Origin of the sequence: Streptomyces sp. H39-C1, assembly GCF_027158125.1 — a bacterium.
Taxonomy (GTDB): Bacteria; Actinomycetota; Actinomycetes; order Streptomycetales; family Streptomycetaceae; genus Actinacidiphila; species Actinacidiphila fildesensis.
This window is the reverse complement of the sequence record NZ_JAPVLS010000087.1, coordinates 25,669-40,278: the sequence shown is the minus strand read 5'-3', so window position 1 is coordinate 40,278 and position 14,610 is coordinate 25,669. Positions and strand designations below refer to the sequence as shown.

The 14,610-nt window shown below is 72.8% G+C and carries 9 protein-coding genes; 6 read left to right on the top strand and 3 right to left on the bottom strand.

Translation table 11 applies throughout. From position 1 onward, the window contains the following. The first annotated feature begins 395 nt into the window (after positions 1 to 395). From O3W51_RS38405 to O3W51_RS38380, 6 genes are all read left to right on the top strand, one after another. Entirely contained in the window at positions 396 to 1,925 is a 1,530-nt protein-coding gene (locus tag O3W51_RS38405; protein ID WP_232484965.1) for a GTPase, read from the top strand. A gap of 339 nt (positions 1,926 to 2,264) precedes the next feature. Continuing rightward, on the top strand, positions 2,265 to 2,633 hold the full coding sequence (locus O3W51_RS38400) for a single-stranded DNA-binding protein (RefSeq protein ID WP_443048389.1): 369 nt from the start codon (positions 2,265 to 2,267) through the stop codon (positions 2,631 to 2,633). A gap of 235 nt (positions 2,634 to 2,868) precedes the next feature. Beyond that, positions 2,869 to 4,260, top strand: coding sequence for an LAETG motif-containing sortase-dependent surface protein (locus O3W51_RS38395; protein WP_138355089.1), 1,392 nt, complete (start codon positions 2,869 to 2,871; stop codon positions 4,258 to 4,260). A 292-nt stretch (positions 4,261 to 4,552) separates the two neighbouring features. Next, positions 4,553 to 6,217, top strand: a complete 1,665-nt coding sequence (gene ettA, locus O3W51_RS38390; RefSeq protein WP_138355090.1) for an energy-dependent translational throttle protein EttA — start codon at positions 4,553 to 4,555, stop codon at positions 6,215 to 6,217. Continuing rightward, positions 6,217 to 6,669 (top strand): acyl-CoA thioesterase, encoded by a 453-nt coding sequence (locus O3W51_RS38385; RefSeq protein WP_138355091.1) that lies wholly within the window; start codon positions 6,217 to 6,219, stop codon positions 6,667 to 6,669. Before ettA ends, O3W51_RS38385 begins: the two co-directional genes overlap by 1 nt. Beyond that, the gene (locus tag O3W51_RS38380; protein ID WP_138355092.1) at positions 6,666 to 7,358 is read left to right on the top strand and encodes a hypothetical protein; all 693 of its coding nucleotides are present in this window, start codon (positions 6,666 to 6,668) and stop codon (positions 7,356 to 7,358) included. Before O3W51_RS38385 ends, O3W51_RS38380 begins: the two co-directional genes overlap by 4 nt. A 103-nt stretch (positions 7,359 to 7,461) precedes the next feature. On the opposite strand, the gene O3W51_RS38375 is transcribed toward O3W51_RS38380, so the two are convergent. The 3 genes from O3W51_RS38375 to O3W51_RS38365 are packed head-to-tail and all read right to left on the bottom strand — an operon-like array spanning position 7,462 to position 14,580. After that, positions 7,462 to 8,457: an ABC transporter ATP-binding protein gene (locus O3W51_RS38375; RefSeq protein WP_138355093.1), complete on the bottom strand. Its 996-nt coding sequence runs from the start codon at positions 8,455 to 8,457 to the stop codon at positions 7,462 to 7,464. Then, a complete protein-coding gene (locus O3W51_RS38370; RefSeq protein WP_164607916.1) occupies positions 8,454 to 11,252 on the bottom strand; it encodes an FtsX-like permease family protein in 2,799 nt (932 codons plus the stop codon). The genes O3W51_RS38375 and O3W51_RS38370 overlap by 4 nt, the downstream gene beginning before the upstream one ends. A gap of 1 nt (position 11,253) precedes the next feature. Next, a complete protein-coding gene (locus O3W51_RS38365) occupies positions 11,254 to 14,580 on the bottom strand; it encodes an FtsX-like permease family protein (RefSeq protein WP_269288599.1) in 3,327 nt (1,108 codons plus the stop codon). Between the last annotated feature and the right edge of the window lie 30 nt (positions 14,581 to 14,610).

Genomic DNA, 14,610 nt, shown 5'->3' with positions numbered 1-14,610 from the left:
GAGTGCGAGCGTCGACTGGCGCCCGTGGACGGCCTCGATGTGACCGCGCAGCAGCAGTCCTCGTTGATCGCCGCACTGTCCCTACTGCAGAAGGAAAGGTGATCGCGGTGGCTTCCACGGCAGGAACCGGCACGGGCGCCACCAGAGGAACGGGTGCCACCAGAGGAACGGGTGCCACCAGAGGAACGGGTGCCGGCGGAGGACGGGGTGTGGGCGGAGGATCACGCGCCGCCACAGGCGCGGGTGCCGGCGGAGGATCGGACTCCGCCAGAGGATCTGGTTTCGGCGGAGGAACGCGCGCGGCTCGGGGTAGCGGAGCGCGTTCTTCCGGGGGCTCGTACGGGGCCTCGCGTTCCCCTGACCCGCTCGCGGCCCGGGTCGACGCGCTCGGGGAGTTGCTGGGGCTGTCCCGGACGCGCGTCAGCCCGGACGAACTCGCCGAGGCCGGAGCGCTGTTGGAACGGCTCGGAGAGCGTCGGCGGCTGTCGCTCGATCACACGGTCGTAGCGCTGGCCGGTGCCACCGGGAGCGGCAAGTCGACGCTGTTCAACGCGCTCGCGGGACTGGAACTGTCGGCGACGGGCGTCCGCCGGCCGACGACCGCCGCGCCGGTCTCCTGCTCCTGGGACCCCGAGGGCGCGGCCGGACTGCTGGACCGGCTCGGCATCGCCCCGCAGGATCGTTACGCCAGAAGGAGCGTGCTGGACGGCGCCGACCGCGTTCCGGGGACGGACGAGCGGCTGGCCGGGCTCGTGCTGCTGGACATGCCGGACCACGACTCGGCCGCGCCCGGCCACCGCGACCAGGTGGACCGGCTGCTGCAGCTGGTGGACGTGGTGGTGTGGGTGCTGGACCCGGAGAAGTACGCGGACGCCGCGCTGCACGAACGCTATCTGCGGCCGCTGGCCGGCCACGCGGACGTCACGCTGCTGGTGTTGAACCAGGTGGACCGGCTGCCCGGCGACGCCGCCGACCAGGTGCTCGACGATCTGCGGCGGCTGCTCGACGAGGACGGCCTCGCCGTCGGCGAGCACGGCGACGCCGGCGCGGTGGTGCTCGCGGTCTCGGCGCTCAACGGGGTCGGGGTGCCCGATCTGCGGGCCTGTCTCGGGCAGATCGTGGCCGAACGGGGGTCGGCGAACCGGCGGCTCGCGGCCGATGTGGACCGTACCGCCGGCCGCTTGCAGTCGCTGTACGTGGGCGAGGGCGCGGTGGGCCTGACGGATCCCGCGCGTGAGGACTTCGTCGACCGGTTGGCCGACGCGGTGGGTGTCGCGGGCGCCGGCGAGGCGGCGGAACGGGACTGGGCGCGTGCCGCGGAGGCTGCCTGCGGCACTCCGTGGGGGCGGCTGACCGGCGAACGCCAGGGCGGGGCGGACCGGGTGGCCCGTGGGCCGGCCGGGCTCGCCGCGTCCCGCCCCGCGGTGGACGAGGCGGTGCGGGCGCTCGCGGACGACGCGGCCCAGGGGCTGCCCGTCCCGTGGGCGCAGGCGGTGCGGGACGCGGCGCGGCGCGGCGGCGAGGGACTGCCGGCGGCGCTCGACACGGCGGCGGCCCGCGCGGAGCCGGGGCAGCCGGAACGGCCCACCTGGTGGTCGGCGGTGGGCGCCGCCCAGTGGCTGCTGATGAGCCTCGCGGTGGCCGGGGTGGTGTGCCTGGTCGCGATCGCGGTGGGTTCGCTGGACGCTTCGTGGTGGCTGCCGGTGGTCCTGCTCGCGGTCGGCGCCCTCGGCGGCCGGGCGCTCGCCTGGGCCTGCCGTATCGCCGCGCGCGGTCCGGCCCACCGGTACGGGCAGGCGGCCGAGCGCCGGCTGCGGGCCGCCGCGGCGGACTGCGGCCGGGCGCGGGTGCTGGAGCCGGTCGCGGCGGAACTGCTGCGCTATCGCGAGGTGCGGGAGCAGTACGCGGTGGTGGCCGGGGGCTGAGCTGTCCGGCGCCCCTGCTCGGCCTCGCGAGCCGGCACCCCCACCCTGCGCCCTGCCCGGCGCCTCTGCTCGGCCTCGCGAGCCAGCACCCCGCCTCCCGCCCTGCGCCCCTGCTCGGCCCTGCGGGCCGGTACCCGAGCCCGGCACCCGGGCCGGGATTTCACCCTCAGGAGTGACGGAGATATCCACAACCGGCCGGTAATCCACAGATTCGGTCCGTTTTTTCCACGCTCCGTCCGGCTCGTGCACGATGTTCTCAGGGCATTCGGGAGCGGGAATTCGGCGGCGGGGGGAGAGCGGGCGCATGAATGAGACGTCGGTGACGGTGGTGGGGATGTCGTGACGCAGCCCGAATTCCGGGAGACCGAGACAGGAGTGCCGGTCATCCGGTTCCGGCTGGAGACGACGGCGCGCCGCTGGGTCGCGGAGCGGCGGGCCTGGAGCGAGGGCAGTACGAGCTTCTTCATGGTGCGCGCGTGGCGGACGTTGGCGGCCAATGTGCGGACGTCCGTCCAGGTCGGCGAACCGTTGGTCGTGCGGGGCCGGTTGAGGGTCCGCGAGGAGGAGTACGACGGACGGTGGTATGTCGCCGCGGACATCGACGCGGTGGCGATCGGACACGATTTGTCCCGGGGGACGGCGGCGTTCCGGCGGGTGTCGGTGGTCCGGCCGGAACTCATTTCGCCCGGGCCGGTCGAGATGTCCTGAGAGGCCCGTTTGTGCAGCTTTATACGGGCGAGTGACATCGGTGACTTATCGACATTCTCATGACCATCCCTTAATCGCATAACGATTGCGATTCGAAACGGTTATGGGAGGGGATTGTTGGTGGCCGCGATACCTGTGGTTCCTAGGATTCCTTCGGTACTGCGGGGGCCCGGATGCTCTCGGAGCCGCAGGCGAGGCCACCCTCACGACCCGGCTTCGCCCGAAGGGGAGTTCCATGTTCAAGATTCAGAGGCGCGGCGTTGCCCGCCTCGCCGCCGCGGGCCTGGCCACGGGTCTGCTCGCAGCCGGCGCGATATCCGGCGCGGGAGCCGCTTTCGCGGACGGCGGTGCCACCGCGGTACTGGGCGGTCTGCAGGCCGACAAGTCGGACGGCGTCGTCATCCACGAGGGTGGCAAGAACAAGCCCGTCAACGCCGGTCTGTTCACCATGGACGTCGGCGGCGGCACCATCCAGACGTACTGCATCGACATCCACAACCCGACGCAGAAGCACGCGAAGTACCAGGAGGTCCCGTGGGACTCCTCTTCGCTGCACAACAACCCTGACGCGGGCAAGATCAACTGGATCCTGCAGCACTCCTACCCGCAGGTGGCCGACCTCAGCGCGCTGGCCAAGGCCGCCGGCTCCGGTCCGCTGACCGAGAAGACCGCCGCGGCCGGTACCCAGGTCGCTATCTGGCGCTTCTCGGACAAGGCGAACGTCGACGCGAACGACCCGGCCGCCGAGAAGCTCGCCGAGTACCTGGGCAAGACGGCGACGGACACCCCCGAGCCCAAGGCGACCCTGACGCTCGACCCGCCGGCCGTCTCCGGCAAGTCCGGCGACAAGCTCGGCCCGGTCACGGTGCACACCACCTCCACCACGCCCGTGCAGATCGTGCCCGCCTCGGACATCCCGGCCGGCGTGAAGATCGTCAACAAGTCGGGCAAGGCCGTCACCTCCGCGAGCAACGGTGACCAGCTCTTCTTCGCCATCCCGGCGGGTGCCGCCGACGGCACCACGTCGGTGACGGCCACGGCCGTCACCCAGGTTCCGGTCGGCCGCGCGTTCACTGGCGTCGACAGCAAGAGCCAGGTCCAGATCCTGGCTGGCTCCAGCGCGACCACCGCCACGGCCACGGCCACGGGCACCTGGGCCAAGAAGGGCCCGATCCCGGCGGTCTCCGCCACGGTCAACTGCGCCAAGAACGGCGTCGACGTCACCGCCAGCAACAAGGGCGACGAGGCGTTCACCTTCGAGCTCGCCGGCAAGAAGTTCTCCATCGAGGCCGGCAAGTCGAAGACCATCACCGTCCCGGTGAAGGAAGACCAGAAGTACGAGATCACGATCTCCGGCCCGAACGGCTTCACCAAGACGTTCAAGGGTGTTCTGGACTGCAAGACGACCGGTACGCCCACCCCGGCGCCGAGCACCCCCACCACCCAGCCCAGCCCGGCCTCGGCCGGCTCCACCACCGGCACCACCGGCGGTGACCTCGCTCAGACGGGTGGCAGCAGCGCCACCCCGATGATCGCGGGCATCGCCGTCGCGCTCGTCGCGGTCGGTGGCGGCGCTGTCTTCTTCCTCCGCCGGAAGAAGTCGGCCGCAACTCCCGCTGGCCAGTAGCAGCGGGCAGTAGCCGCAGGCAGAAGTAACGGAAACAACGGGGGCGGGACTCTTGGAGTCCCGTCCCCGCTCCGTCCCCGCCCGGCCACCGCAACCAAGCGGCGACCGGGCGGCGGCCGTCCCAGGCCTTGCCCGGGCCGGTCCCGGGCCGTCCCTGGGCCGTGGCGCCCTCCGCAGGGATCGGCTGAGAGTGCGCAGGCCGGGGTTTCTGACCTACCCGTTCGCCCGTCGGGGTGGACGTGCGGCAAGATGGGGTGTATCTGCCCACACATCGATTGCCGGACGGTTTCTCTTGGCTGAGTACATCTACACGATGCGCAAGACGCGCAAGGCACACGGCGACAAGGTGATCCTTGACGACGTGACGCTGAGCTTCCTGCCCGGCGCGAAGATCGGTGTGGTGGGTCCCAACGGTGCCGGTAAGTCCACGGTGCTGAAGATCATGGCGGGTCTCGAGCAGCCCTCCAACGGTGACGCGTTCCTGTCGCCCGGCTTCACCGTCGGCATCCTCATGCAGGAGCCGAAGCTCGACGAGTCCAAGACGGTCCTGGAGAACGTCCAGGACGGCGCCGCCGAGATCATGGGGAAGCTCAAGCGCTTCAACGAGGTCGCCGAGCTCATGGCGACCGACTACTCGGACGCGCTGCTGGACGAGATGGGCAAGCTCCAGGAGGACCTGGACCACGCCAACGCGTGGGACCTCGACGCGCAGCTGGAGCAGGCCATGGACGCGCTGGGCTGCCCGCCCGGCGATTGGCCGGTCACCACCCTCTCCGGTGGCGAGAAGCGCCGTGTCGCGCTCTGCAAGCTGCTGATCGAGGCCCCGGACCTGCTCCTCCTCGACGAGCCCACCAACCACCTCGACGCCGAGTCGGTGAACTGGCTGGAGCAGCACCTCTCGAAGTACGCGGGCGCCGTCGTCGCCGTCACTCACGACCGGTACTTCCTGAACAACGTCGCCGAGTGGATCCTCGAACTCGACCGCGGCCGCGCGATCCCCTACGAGGGCAACTACTCCACGTACCTGGAGAAGAAGGCCACCCGCCTCAAGGTCGAGGGCCGCAAGGACGAGAAGCGCGCCAAGCGCCTCAAGGAAGAGCTGGAGTGGGTCCGCTCCAACGCCAAGGGCCGTCAGGTCAAGTCCAAGGCGCGCCTGGCCCGTTACGAGGAGATGGCGGCCGAGGCCGACAAGGTGCGGAAGCTGGACTTCGAGGAGATCCAGATCCCGCCGGGCCCGCGTCTGGGCTCCATCGTCGTCGAGGTCAACAACCTCTCGAAGGCGTTCGGCGACAAGGTCCTGGTCGACGACCTCTCCTTCACCCTGCCGCGCAACGGCATCGTCGGCATCATCGGCCCCAACGGTGCGGGCAAGACCACGCTGTTCAAGATGATCCAGGGCCTCGAGCCCGCGGACTCGGGCTCGGTCAAGATCGGCGACACGGTCAAGATCAGCTACGTCGACCAGAGCCGCGCCAACATCGACCCCAAGAAGACCCTCTGGGCGGTCGTGTCGGACGAGCTGGACTACATCAACGTCGGCCAGGTCGAGATGCCGTCGCGGGCCTACGTCTCCGCCTTCGGCTTCAAGGGGCCGGACCAGCAGAAGCCCGCCGGCGTCCTCTCCGGTGGTGAGCGCAACCGCCTCAACCTGGCGCTGACGCTCAAGGAGGGCGGCAACCTGCTGCTCCTCGACGAGCCCACCAACGACCTCGACGTCGAGACCCTGTCCTCGCTGGAGAACGCCCTGCTCGAGTTCCCGGGCGCGGCCGTGGTCATCTCCCACGACCGCTGGTTCCTGGACCGGGTCGCGACCCACATCCTCGCGTACGAGGGTGAGTCCAAGTGGTACTGGTTCGAGGGCAACTTCGAGTCGTACGAGAAGAACAAGGTCGAGCGGCTCGGCGCCGACGCGGCCCGCCCGCACCGCGCCACCTACAAGAAGCTGACCCGCGGCTGATGGCCCGGCATATCTACAGCTGCCCGCTGCGCTGGTCGGACATGGATGCCTTCGGGCACGTCAACAACGTGGTCTTCCTGCGGTACCTGGAAGAGGCGCGGATCGACTTCATGTTCCGGCTGGCGCCCGGTGAGGGCAGCACGTCGTTCACGGGCGGGTCCGTCGTGGCCCGGCACGAGATCGACTATCTGCGACCGCTGGTGCACCGGCACGCGCCGGTGACCATCGAGTCGTGGGTGACGAAGATCGGTGCGGCCTCGATGACCGTCGCGTACGAGATCAAGGACGAGGAGGCCGTGTACGTACGGGCCTCCACGATCGTGGTCCCGTACGACCTCGCGGAAGCGCGGCCGCGGCGGATCAGCCCGGAGGAACGGTCGTTCCTCGAGGCGTACCGCGACGAACCGCCGTCGACGGCGGAGGCCGTGGCGGAAGAGGCCGTCGCCGCATGACGCGGCTGCTTCTCGCCGGTGCCGGGGAGGCGGCGGGCCTCGCCGCCTTCCTGGGCCGGCTGGTCCGCTGGGACAAGGCCGCCGTGGTGCGGCTGCGCTCCGCGGAGGGGGTGCTGGCGGTCTTCGGCCAGCCGCCCTTCGGCGGCGTGCTCGCCATTCGCACGGCCTCGCTCCGCGACGTTCTCGACCTCGATGCCACGGTCTCGGCGGGGCAGCTGCTGGAAGGCATCGAGGAACGGATCGAGGCAGGCGCCGGGGAAGCCCCCGACGGGAGCGGCGACGCCGTCGTGGTCCCGCCGTCCGTCACCGGCCCCGCATGGGCCGGGCTGCTGCCGCCGCGCGGTGGCTGGCAGCGGGTCGCGGAGTTCGCGCCCGAGGACGTACGGGCCGCCGCGGAGCGGCTGGTGGGGGAGTTCCGCTCGCGTACCGAAGTGCTGGTGCCGGAACGGCGGACGCGGGCCGAGCTCGACGCGCTCGCCGAGGAGGTCTGGTCCCGGCCGGTCGGGGACACGGCGCTGCCGATGCGCGCCGTGCACGCGGCGCAGGCGCTGGGTTTCCTGCGGGGTGGCCGCGACGAGCCGTTCACGCTGCTGACGGCAGGGGCCTGGCTGCGGCTGCGTACGCCCTACGGATCGATCGCCGTACGGCGCACCGCCCTCGGCTCCGGCCTGACGGTCACGCCCGCCTGACGGTCAAGGCCAGGCCCGCCTCGGACGCGTGCCAAAGCAGACAACGACGCACCACAACGCCGCACCACAACGCCGCACCCAACGACGCCACAACGCCGCCGGATCAGTCCTCCTCCGGCGGCGTCGGCCGGTCCGGCCAGACGCCGATGTGGTCGGATTCCAGTTCCAGCAGGACCCGGTTCTCGATGGAGAGCGCCGCGGTGTAGTCGCGGGGCAGCTGCAGCCGTCCGGCGCGGTCGACGGTGGCGTACTCGCGGGCGACGACCGACTCCTGGCCGTGTTCGTCGATCTCGGTGTGGCGCAGCACCTCGGACGCCGTCCTGCCGTCCCGGATCGCGACCGTGCGGCGTACGGCGTCGGCCACGGCGTGGTCGTGGGTGACGACGACAACGGTGGTGCCGAGCTCCTCGTTGGCGGTCCTGAACGCGGCGAAGACCTGCTCGCCGGTGGCGGAGTCCAGTTCGCCGGTCGGCTCGTCGGCCAGCACCAGGGACGGGGAGTTGGCGAGTGCGACGGCGATGGCCGTGCGCTGCTGCTCGCCGCCGGACATCTGCCCGGGGTGCCGGTCGTGGCAGTAGCCGACGCCGAGCATGGTGAGGAGCTCCGTGGCGCGCGCCGCGTGCAGCCGCTTGGCGCGGAACCCGTCACGCCCCGACAACTGCATCGGCAGCACGACGTTCTGAGCTGCCGTCAGATAGGGCAGCAGGTTGCGGGCGGTCTGCTGCCAGACGAAGCCGACGACCTCCCGGCGGTAGCGCAGCCGGGACTTGGCGTCCATGTCGAGCAGGTCGTAGCCGCCGACGGAGGCAGCGCCCGCGGTCGGGACGTCAAGGCCGGCGAGGATGTTCAGCAGGGTGGACTTGCCGCTGCCCGAGGCGCCGACCAGGGCCATCAGCTCACCCTTGGCGACGAGCAGGTCCAGGCCCTGCAGCGCCTGGACCTCGACGCCGTCGGCCGTGAAGATCCGTACCAGCCGGTCGCAGCTGATGAGCGCGTCCTGCCCGTAGGCGGGCTGCTCGCGGCGGGCCGCCGCCCGCTGTTCCAGATCGGCCAGGGTGGTCGTGGCGCCGCCGGCGCCGCCCTCGGTGGTATGGGTCATGAGCGGTCTCCTACTCTCAGGTCCGTACTCTCACGGCGCAGTCCGGTCACCCAGACCTGCGCCAGCAGCACCACACAGGCCAGCGCCAGCAGTCCGGCCGAAGGCAGCGCCAGCGAGAGCGGGTCGGCGCGCAGCCCGAGGCCGGCGGGTACGTTCGTGCCGGGGTCGCTGCCGAACGCGAGTGCGGTGATGTCCACGCCGGGCCCGAGCAGCGGGATCACCGCGAGGCCGACGAGCACGCCGCCGATCGCCGCCAGCAGTGCCTGCGGCAGCATTTCCAGGAACACCAGCCGTCGCCCGTCGCGCCGCCCCATGCCCATCGTCCGCAGCCGGGCGAGCAGCGCGGCGCGTTGGGGGGCGGCCTGGAGCAGGGACAGCAGCAGCGCGAGCGCACTGTAACCGGCGCCGCCCGCGACCGCGGCGAGATAGATGCCCCGCGCCCCGGACTGCAGGGCCGAGTCGGCGAGTACGCCGCGCTCCTCGCTCAGCAGGGCGACGAACATGTTGGAGCCGGACGCGGCGGTGGCGGCGCGCAGCGCCTTGCCGTCGATGGGACCGTTCGCGGTGATCATCAGCACCGTGGGGCCGGTGTATTGGCTGTAGTTCATGTCCGGGTGGCGCTTGGCGAGTTGCGCGGACGAGACGATCACGAAATCGGTGTTGGGTGCCGCCGGAGTGAGGTCCAGCACCGCTGCGGCCTTGATCTCGGTCGTTCCGATGGCGGGCTGCACCGAGAGGGTGCTGCCCGCGAGCTTCGCGGCGACCTTGCGGGAGACGACGGCCGGCATCGGGCCGGTGCCGTCGTCGTGCAGGAGTGCGTCGGCGGGGAAGTCGGGGAGCCCGATGGAGCGGGTCAGCGCGGCGTAGGCGACCGGGTCGACGCTGAGCACGCTGTAGGGCATCCCGAATCCGGAGGTGGGGGCGCTGGGCTCGACCCGGACGCCGGTGGTCCCGGCGACGCCGGGCACCTGCCGGATGTTCGCCGCGAGTTTCTCGGGCAGGACGAAGTTGGCGTCGATCCTGGCGTCCGCGCCGATGGCCGCGCGGGCCGCCTCGTCACGGCCGTCCGCGACCCCGGCGAGCACCGATCCACCGAACGAGGCCACCGTCAGCGACATCAGCAGGGCGAGCAGCGGCAGTTGGGCGCTGGCCGGGGAGCGGCCGGCGCGGGCCAGGCCGAGGTGGGTGACGGCGCCGGTCAGCCGGGCCGCGGGCCGGGCCAGCAGCCGCAGCGGCAGCGGGTACAGGCGCAGCAGGATCAGGGCGGCGGCGATGGCGACGAGGACGGGTGCGGCCGCGAGAAACGGGTCGGCGCCGCTGACGGTGCCCCGCCGGCGCAGGGCGACGACCGCGCCGATGACCAGGACGGTGACCGTCAGCTCGGCCACCGTACGGCGCCGGGAGGGCCGGGCGGCGGCCACGTCCTCGCGTGCGGCCGGGCGCGGCCTGCGGTGGACGGCGACGGCCCGCAATGGCAGGGCGAGCGAGGCGGTCACGGCCACTGCGGAGCCGAGCAGCACGGACAGCAGGTACCGGTCGGTCGGCAGCAGGACCAGGGCGAGCACGGTTCCGGCGAGCGCGGCCGGCACGGCGGCCGCCGTGGTCTCGCCGAGCAGCCGTCCGACCATGCCGCGCAGGGAGCCGCCGCGCGAGCGCAGCAGGGCGAGTTCGCCGCGCCGCCGCTCGGCCGCGAGCCCGCCGGCCATGAGCAGGACGGCGAACGCGGTGGCGCCGACACCGATCGCGGCGACCAGGACCAGCGGCAGCGCCGCCGCCCGGTCGCGTTCGTAGGCGGTGAGCAGCCGGCCGAGCCCGGTCGTGATGTGGATGTAACTCCCGGTGCCCTCCTGCAGCGCGGTCGCGGCCGGGCCGCTGTCGAGCGAGGCCAGCTGCGCCTGGAGCGGGGCCACGTCCTGGGCCGTGAGCCGGCCGGCGTCGGCGGGGTGGTGCCAGTAGAAGGACGCGCCCTTGCCCAGGCTGAGCAGGGCCGGTGCCGCCTCCGGCGCGATCAGCACGGTGAAGTGCCAGTAGAACGTGGGGTATTCGCCGGGCCGCGGGGGAGGTGACGTCAACTGGGGAGCGAGGACGTCGGGTTCCTCGTTCCAGTACGCGCCTCCCGGCTCGGTGGGTGAGACGATGCCGGTCACATGGACGGTGAACGCCGTGCGCAGGGTGCTGAGGTGGATCTCGGAGCCGGGACGCAGGCCCATCACCTTGGCGGTCTGTTCGGTGACCGCCGCATCGACGCGGTTCGACCCGCCCGACGCGTCGGCGGGAGCGGGACCGCGCGGCATGCTGCCGGCCACCAGCCGGGAGTGCTGCTCCAGACCCTGCTGGGCGACGAGGTCGGCCATCGGGTTCAGCACCTTGGTCGGCCGGGGCAGTCCGGGATCCAGCGCCGCGGAGTCGCTGCCGGTCCTGACCCCGATCACGGACTGACCCGGCAGCAGGCGCAGAGGCGGTCGTACGAGCTTCTGGAACTCCGACTCCACGCCGGCGATCCACTCCGGCGCGAACCGCGACGCTCCGGAGGCGCCCTCGGTGTCCGGACCCGACGAGGTGTCGCTGAGGGACAGCGTGCGGTCGCGCAGCTTGGCGTCGGCGAGCGAACCGCGCAGCGCCTTGACCTCGTAGCGGTCCACCGCCCGCGGCAGCGCGGCCGCGAGGAAGGCGGTGACCAGCACGAGCAGGGCCATCGCGATGGCGGCGGCCGGAGCGGCGCGCAGCCGGACCCGCACCCAGGAGAGCGCGGCGGCCCGTGGAGCCGCCGGGAGACCTTCGGTCCCGTTCGTCATGTCAGTCCTCCCCTTGCCTGCGCAGCGCGGTGACCGGGTCGCCGCGCCGGACCGCCGTCAGGACGACCACCAGCAGCGGTACGACCAGCACGATGGCGATCAGCTGGGCCAGCGGCCCCACCGGCAGGGTGACCAGCAGTCCCGGAACGGGCTGGGACGCCTGCGCCGTCAGAACGATCAGTGGTACGACCAGCCGGGTCAGCAGCGCGCCCAGCGCCACCCCGACCACCAGGGCCAGCAGCACCAGCAGGCCCTGCTCCGCGGCCATCATCCGGGCCAGCTTGCGGCGGGGCGCCCCCAGCGCCCGCAGCACCGTGAACTCCCCGCTGCGCTCGCGGATCGCGCCGGCCGAACTGACCGCGAAGCCCACCGCCGCCAGCACCGCGGCGGCGATCACGGCGGCCGGCAGCACCGACTGCGGCCCGGCGCCAAGCGGGTCGGCCCGCAGCTCCGACGCGGTCTCGTCACGCACCAGCAGGGAATCGATGTCGGCCCGGTCGCGCAGCGCGGCGGCGATCTTCCCGGTGGCGCCCGGCCGGGCGGCCAGCCACCACTCGCTGGGCTCCATGCCGCGGCCGCCCGTCGCGTTGAGCGTCCGGTTCACGGCGCGCAGGTCCAGCAGCAGCGCTCCGCCGTCCTTCAGGGAGGACGGCGGTGCGGTGGTGCCGGGCAGCGCGCGGATCGCGGAGGTGATGCGCACGGTCGTCTCGATGCCGTTCAGTTCGACGCGGACATCGCCGCCCACCTTGCTGCCGGTGGCCAGCAGGAAGGCGTCGGTGGCGACCCCGGCGAGCGGCGGGGCGGCCGGTTCTGCGACACGTACGGAGAGGTGGGCGCCCTTGGAGTCCGCCAGGGTCGGGTCGGTGGCCCCGGTCGAGTAGTCCACGGTCAGCGCGGCCCCGGCCTGGGTGCTGGTGACGGTGCCGGCGTTCGGCTGGAGGGCGGGGTCACTGCCGAGCGTGGTGTCGGCCCGCTGCATCTGCGCCTTCGCGGCCCAGGACGAGCCGGCGGCGGCCGTCAGCGGGCGGACGGCGCCGTCCGCGGTGACGGTCGCCGGGGCGAGGGTGAGCCGGTGCTTCTCGACGAACTCGGGGGCCGCGTAGTCGACTTCGACGCGGGTGAGCCGCAGCGGTCCCGCCGGGGACCCGCCCGTCCGGCCCGCCGCGTCGGCGAGGTCCAGGACCAGGAGGTGCGGCTTTCCGTCGGCCGGGACATCGCCGAGCGGGAACGCGTATGTGATGCCGTTGCCGTCCTTGAGGACCGCGGTGAGCGAGTCGACGACCCCGCCCTGCCCGTCCGAGTCGAGCCGCGCGGTGAAGCGCAACTGCTGGGCGGTGGCGTCGACGGGGAAGCCCGCGGTCTCCTTCGCTCCGCCGGACGGATCGGCCCGCAGCGGCCGGAGCAGCTCCGGCAGCGGACGGTCGGCGAGATCCTGGCGGAACCGCATCACCTCGCCGGCCTTCGCCGTGTCGATCATGAGGACGGAGGCCACGCGCTGTTCGGGCAGCGTCAGTTGGGACCGCGCCGCGGGGGCGGCGGTGGCGATGCCGGGAGTGTGTTCGTACACCCCCGCCTGTCCGAACGGCGGGGTGGTGGCGCCGGTCACCCGCAGGTCCGCGCCCACCGCGAAGTCGGCCTGGTCGCGCTGGGACCGGTCCCAGCTAGCGCCCTGTCCGATCGCGAACATGCCCATGGCGACGGCCAGTACGAGCAGCAGCACGGCTCCGGCGCCGCGCCGCGGTCGCCGGGAGAGCTGCCAGCCCGCGAGGGCGAGCGCCAGCCCGCTGCCCCGCGCCGCCCTGCGCTCACCGAGCCGGGCGGCCAGCGGCAGCAGCCGCAGGATCAGGACGGTGCCGGCCAGCAGGCACAGCGCGGGCGCGGCGACCAGCACCGGGTCCACGCCGAGGCTGCCGCCGGTGTCGGCGCTCAGCACCCCGGTGTCCGAGGCGCGGCTCGACAACTGCCAGTAGGCGATGCCGGCGAGCAGCAGCAGTCCGAGGTCGGCCCCGGCCTGTACCGCGGCGGGCAGCGCCCCGCGCCGGGCGCGTGCCGAGCGCTCCTCGACATAGCTCCCGGCGCTCCGCAGGGCCGGCACGATGACGGCGAAGGCGCAGGCCAGCGCGGTTCCGGCGGCCACCCACCAGGCGGCCGCACCGATCGCGCCGCCCAGGTCGGTGCCGGACCTGGCCCGCGCACCCTGCCCGGCCAGCAGCCGGATGACCGGCCCGGCGAGCAGCGGCGCGGCCAGTCCCGCGGGCACCGCGAGCAGCAGTGACTCCGTGGCGGCCAGCCGGGCGACGCGGCCGCGCGAGCCGCCGCGGGCCCGCAGCAGCGCGGTCTCGCCGGCCCGTTCCTCGGACAGCAGCTGGGCGACGAGCAGCAGGGCGAAACCGGCCAGGATCAGCAGCTGCAGTGCGCCGATCAGCAGCGTGGAGCGGGTCACCAGCAGGGTGCGCTGCACCCCGGTGAGCAGGTCGGGCAGCTCGGAGGAGATCTGGATGCCGGAATTCGCCGGGTCCTTGGCGGTGGCGTCGATGGTCCGCCGCACGTCGTCCCGCACCCCGGGGATCCCGGCCACGTCCAGGTTCCGGAAGTCGGCGGTGCTCTGCCAGGACATCTCGGCGGGCGTGAGGCGGTCGGAGGCGAAGACGCTCGGGTCGGCGAGCAGCGGCCCGTAGGTGGTGAAGGACACGGTGCGGATGCCGTGGCCGCCCATCGGGTCGAGCTGCCAGTACGGGTCGGTCCGGTCGGTCGGGCGGTAGGTGCCGGTGACCCGGATGTGGAGCACCGGGCCGCCGAGCCGGCTGGTCAGGTCGACCAGGGTGCCGGGCCGCACGCCCAGGGAGCGGGCCACGGGCTCGGGGACCGCCACCGGCACGACGCCGGTGCCGCGGTCGACCGCGGTGGGCCAGCCGCCCTGGACCAGCGTCACGTGCGCCCGGTCGAAGGTGGCCAGCAGCGTCAGGTCCGGGTCGGCGCCCTTGGGGGCGCCGGACGCGGCACCGCCCAGCGTGGCCGGCAGCGCGTACGGCCCGGACCGGGTGCTGGACCGCACCTCCGCGGGCAGCCCGTCGTACGCGCTCCCCAGGTTCTTGCGGATCCCGGCGTCCGAGGTCCGCCAGGCGTCGGCCGTGACGGTCATCTGGACGTTGACGGTGGTCCGCGCCGCCGACTGGTGTTCGAGTGTGCGGCGCAGCCCGGCATCGCCGATGGCGCTGGTGAACGCGGCGAGGGTGGCCAGCACGCTGGTGGTGAGAACCACGGTGAGGAGGGCGGCGGTCAGCAGCAATCGGTGCGCGCGGACACGCAGAAACACAAACCCCGTCACGCTTATCCCCCGTTCGACCGCTGTTCGGAT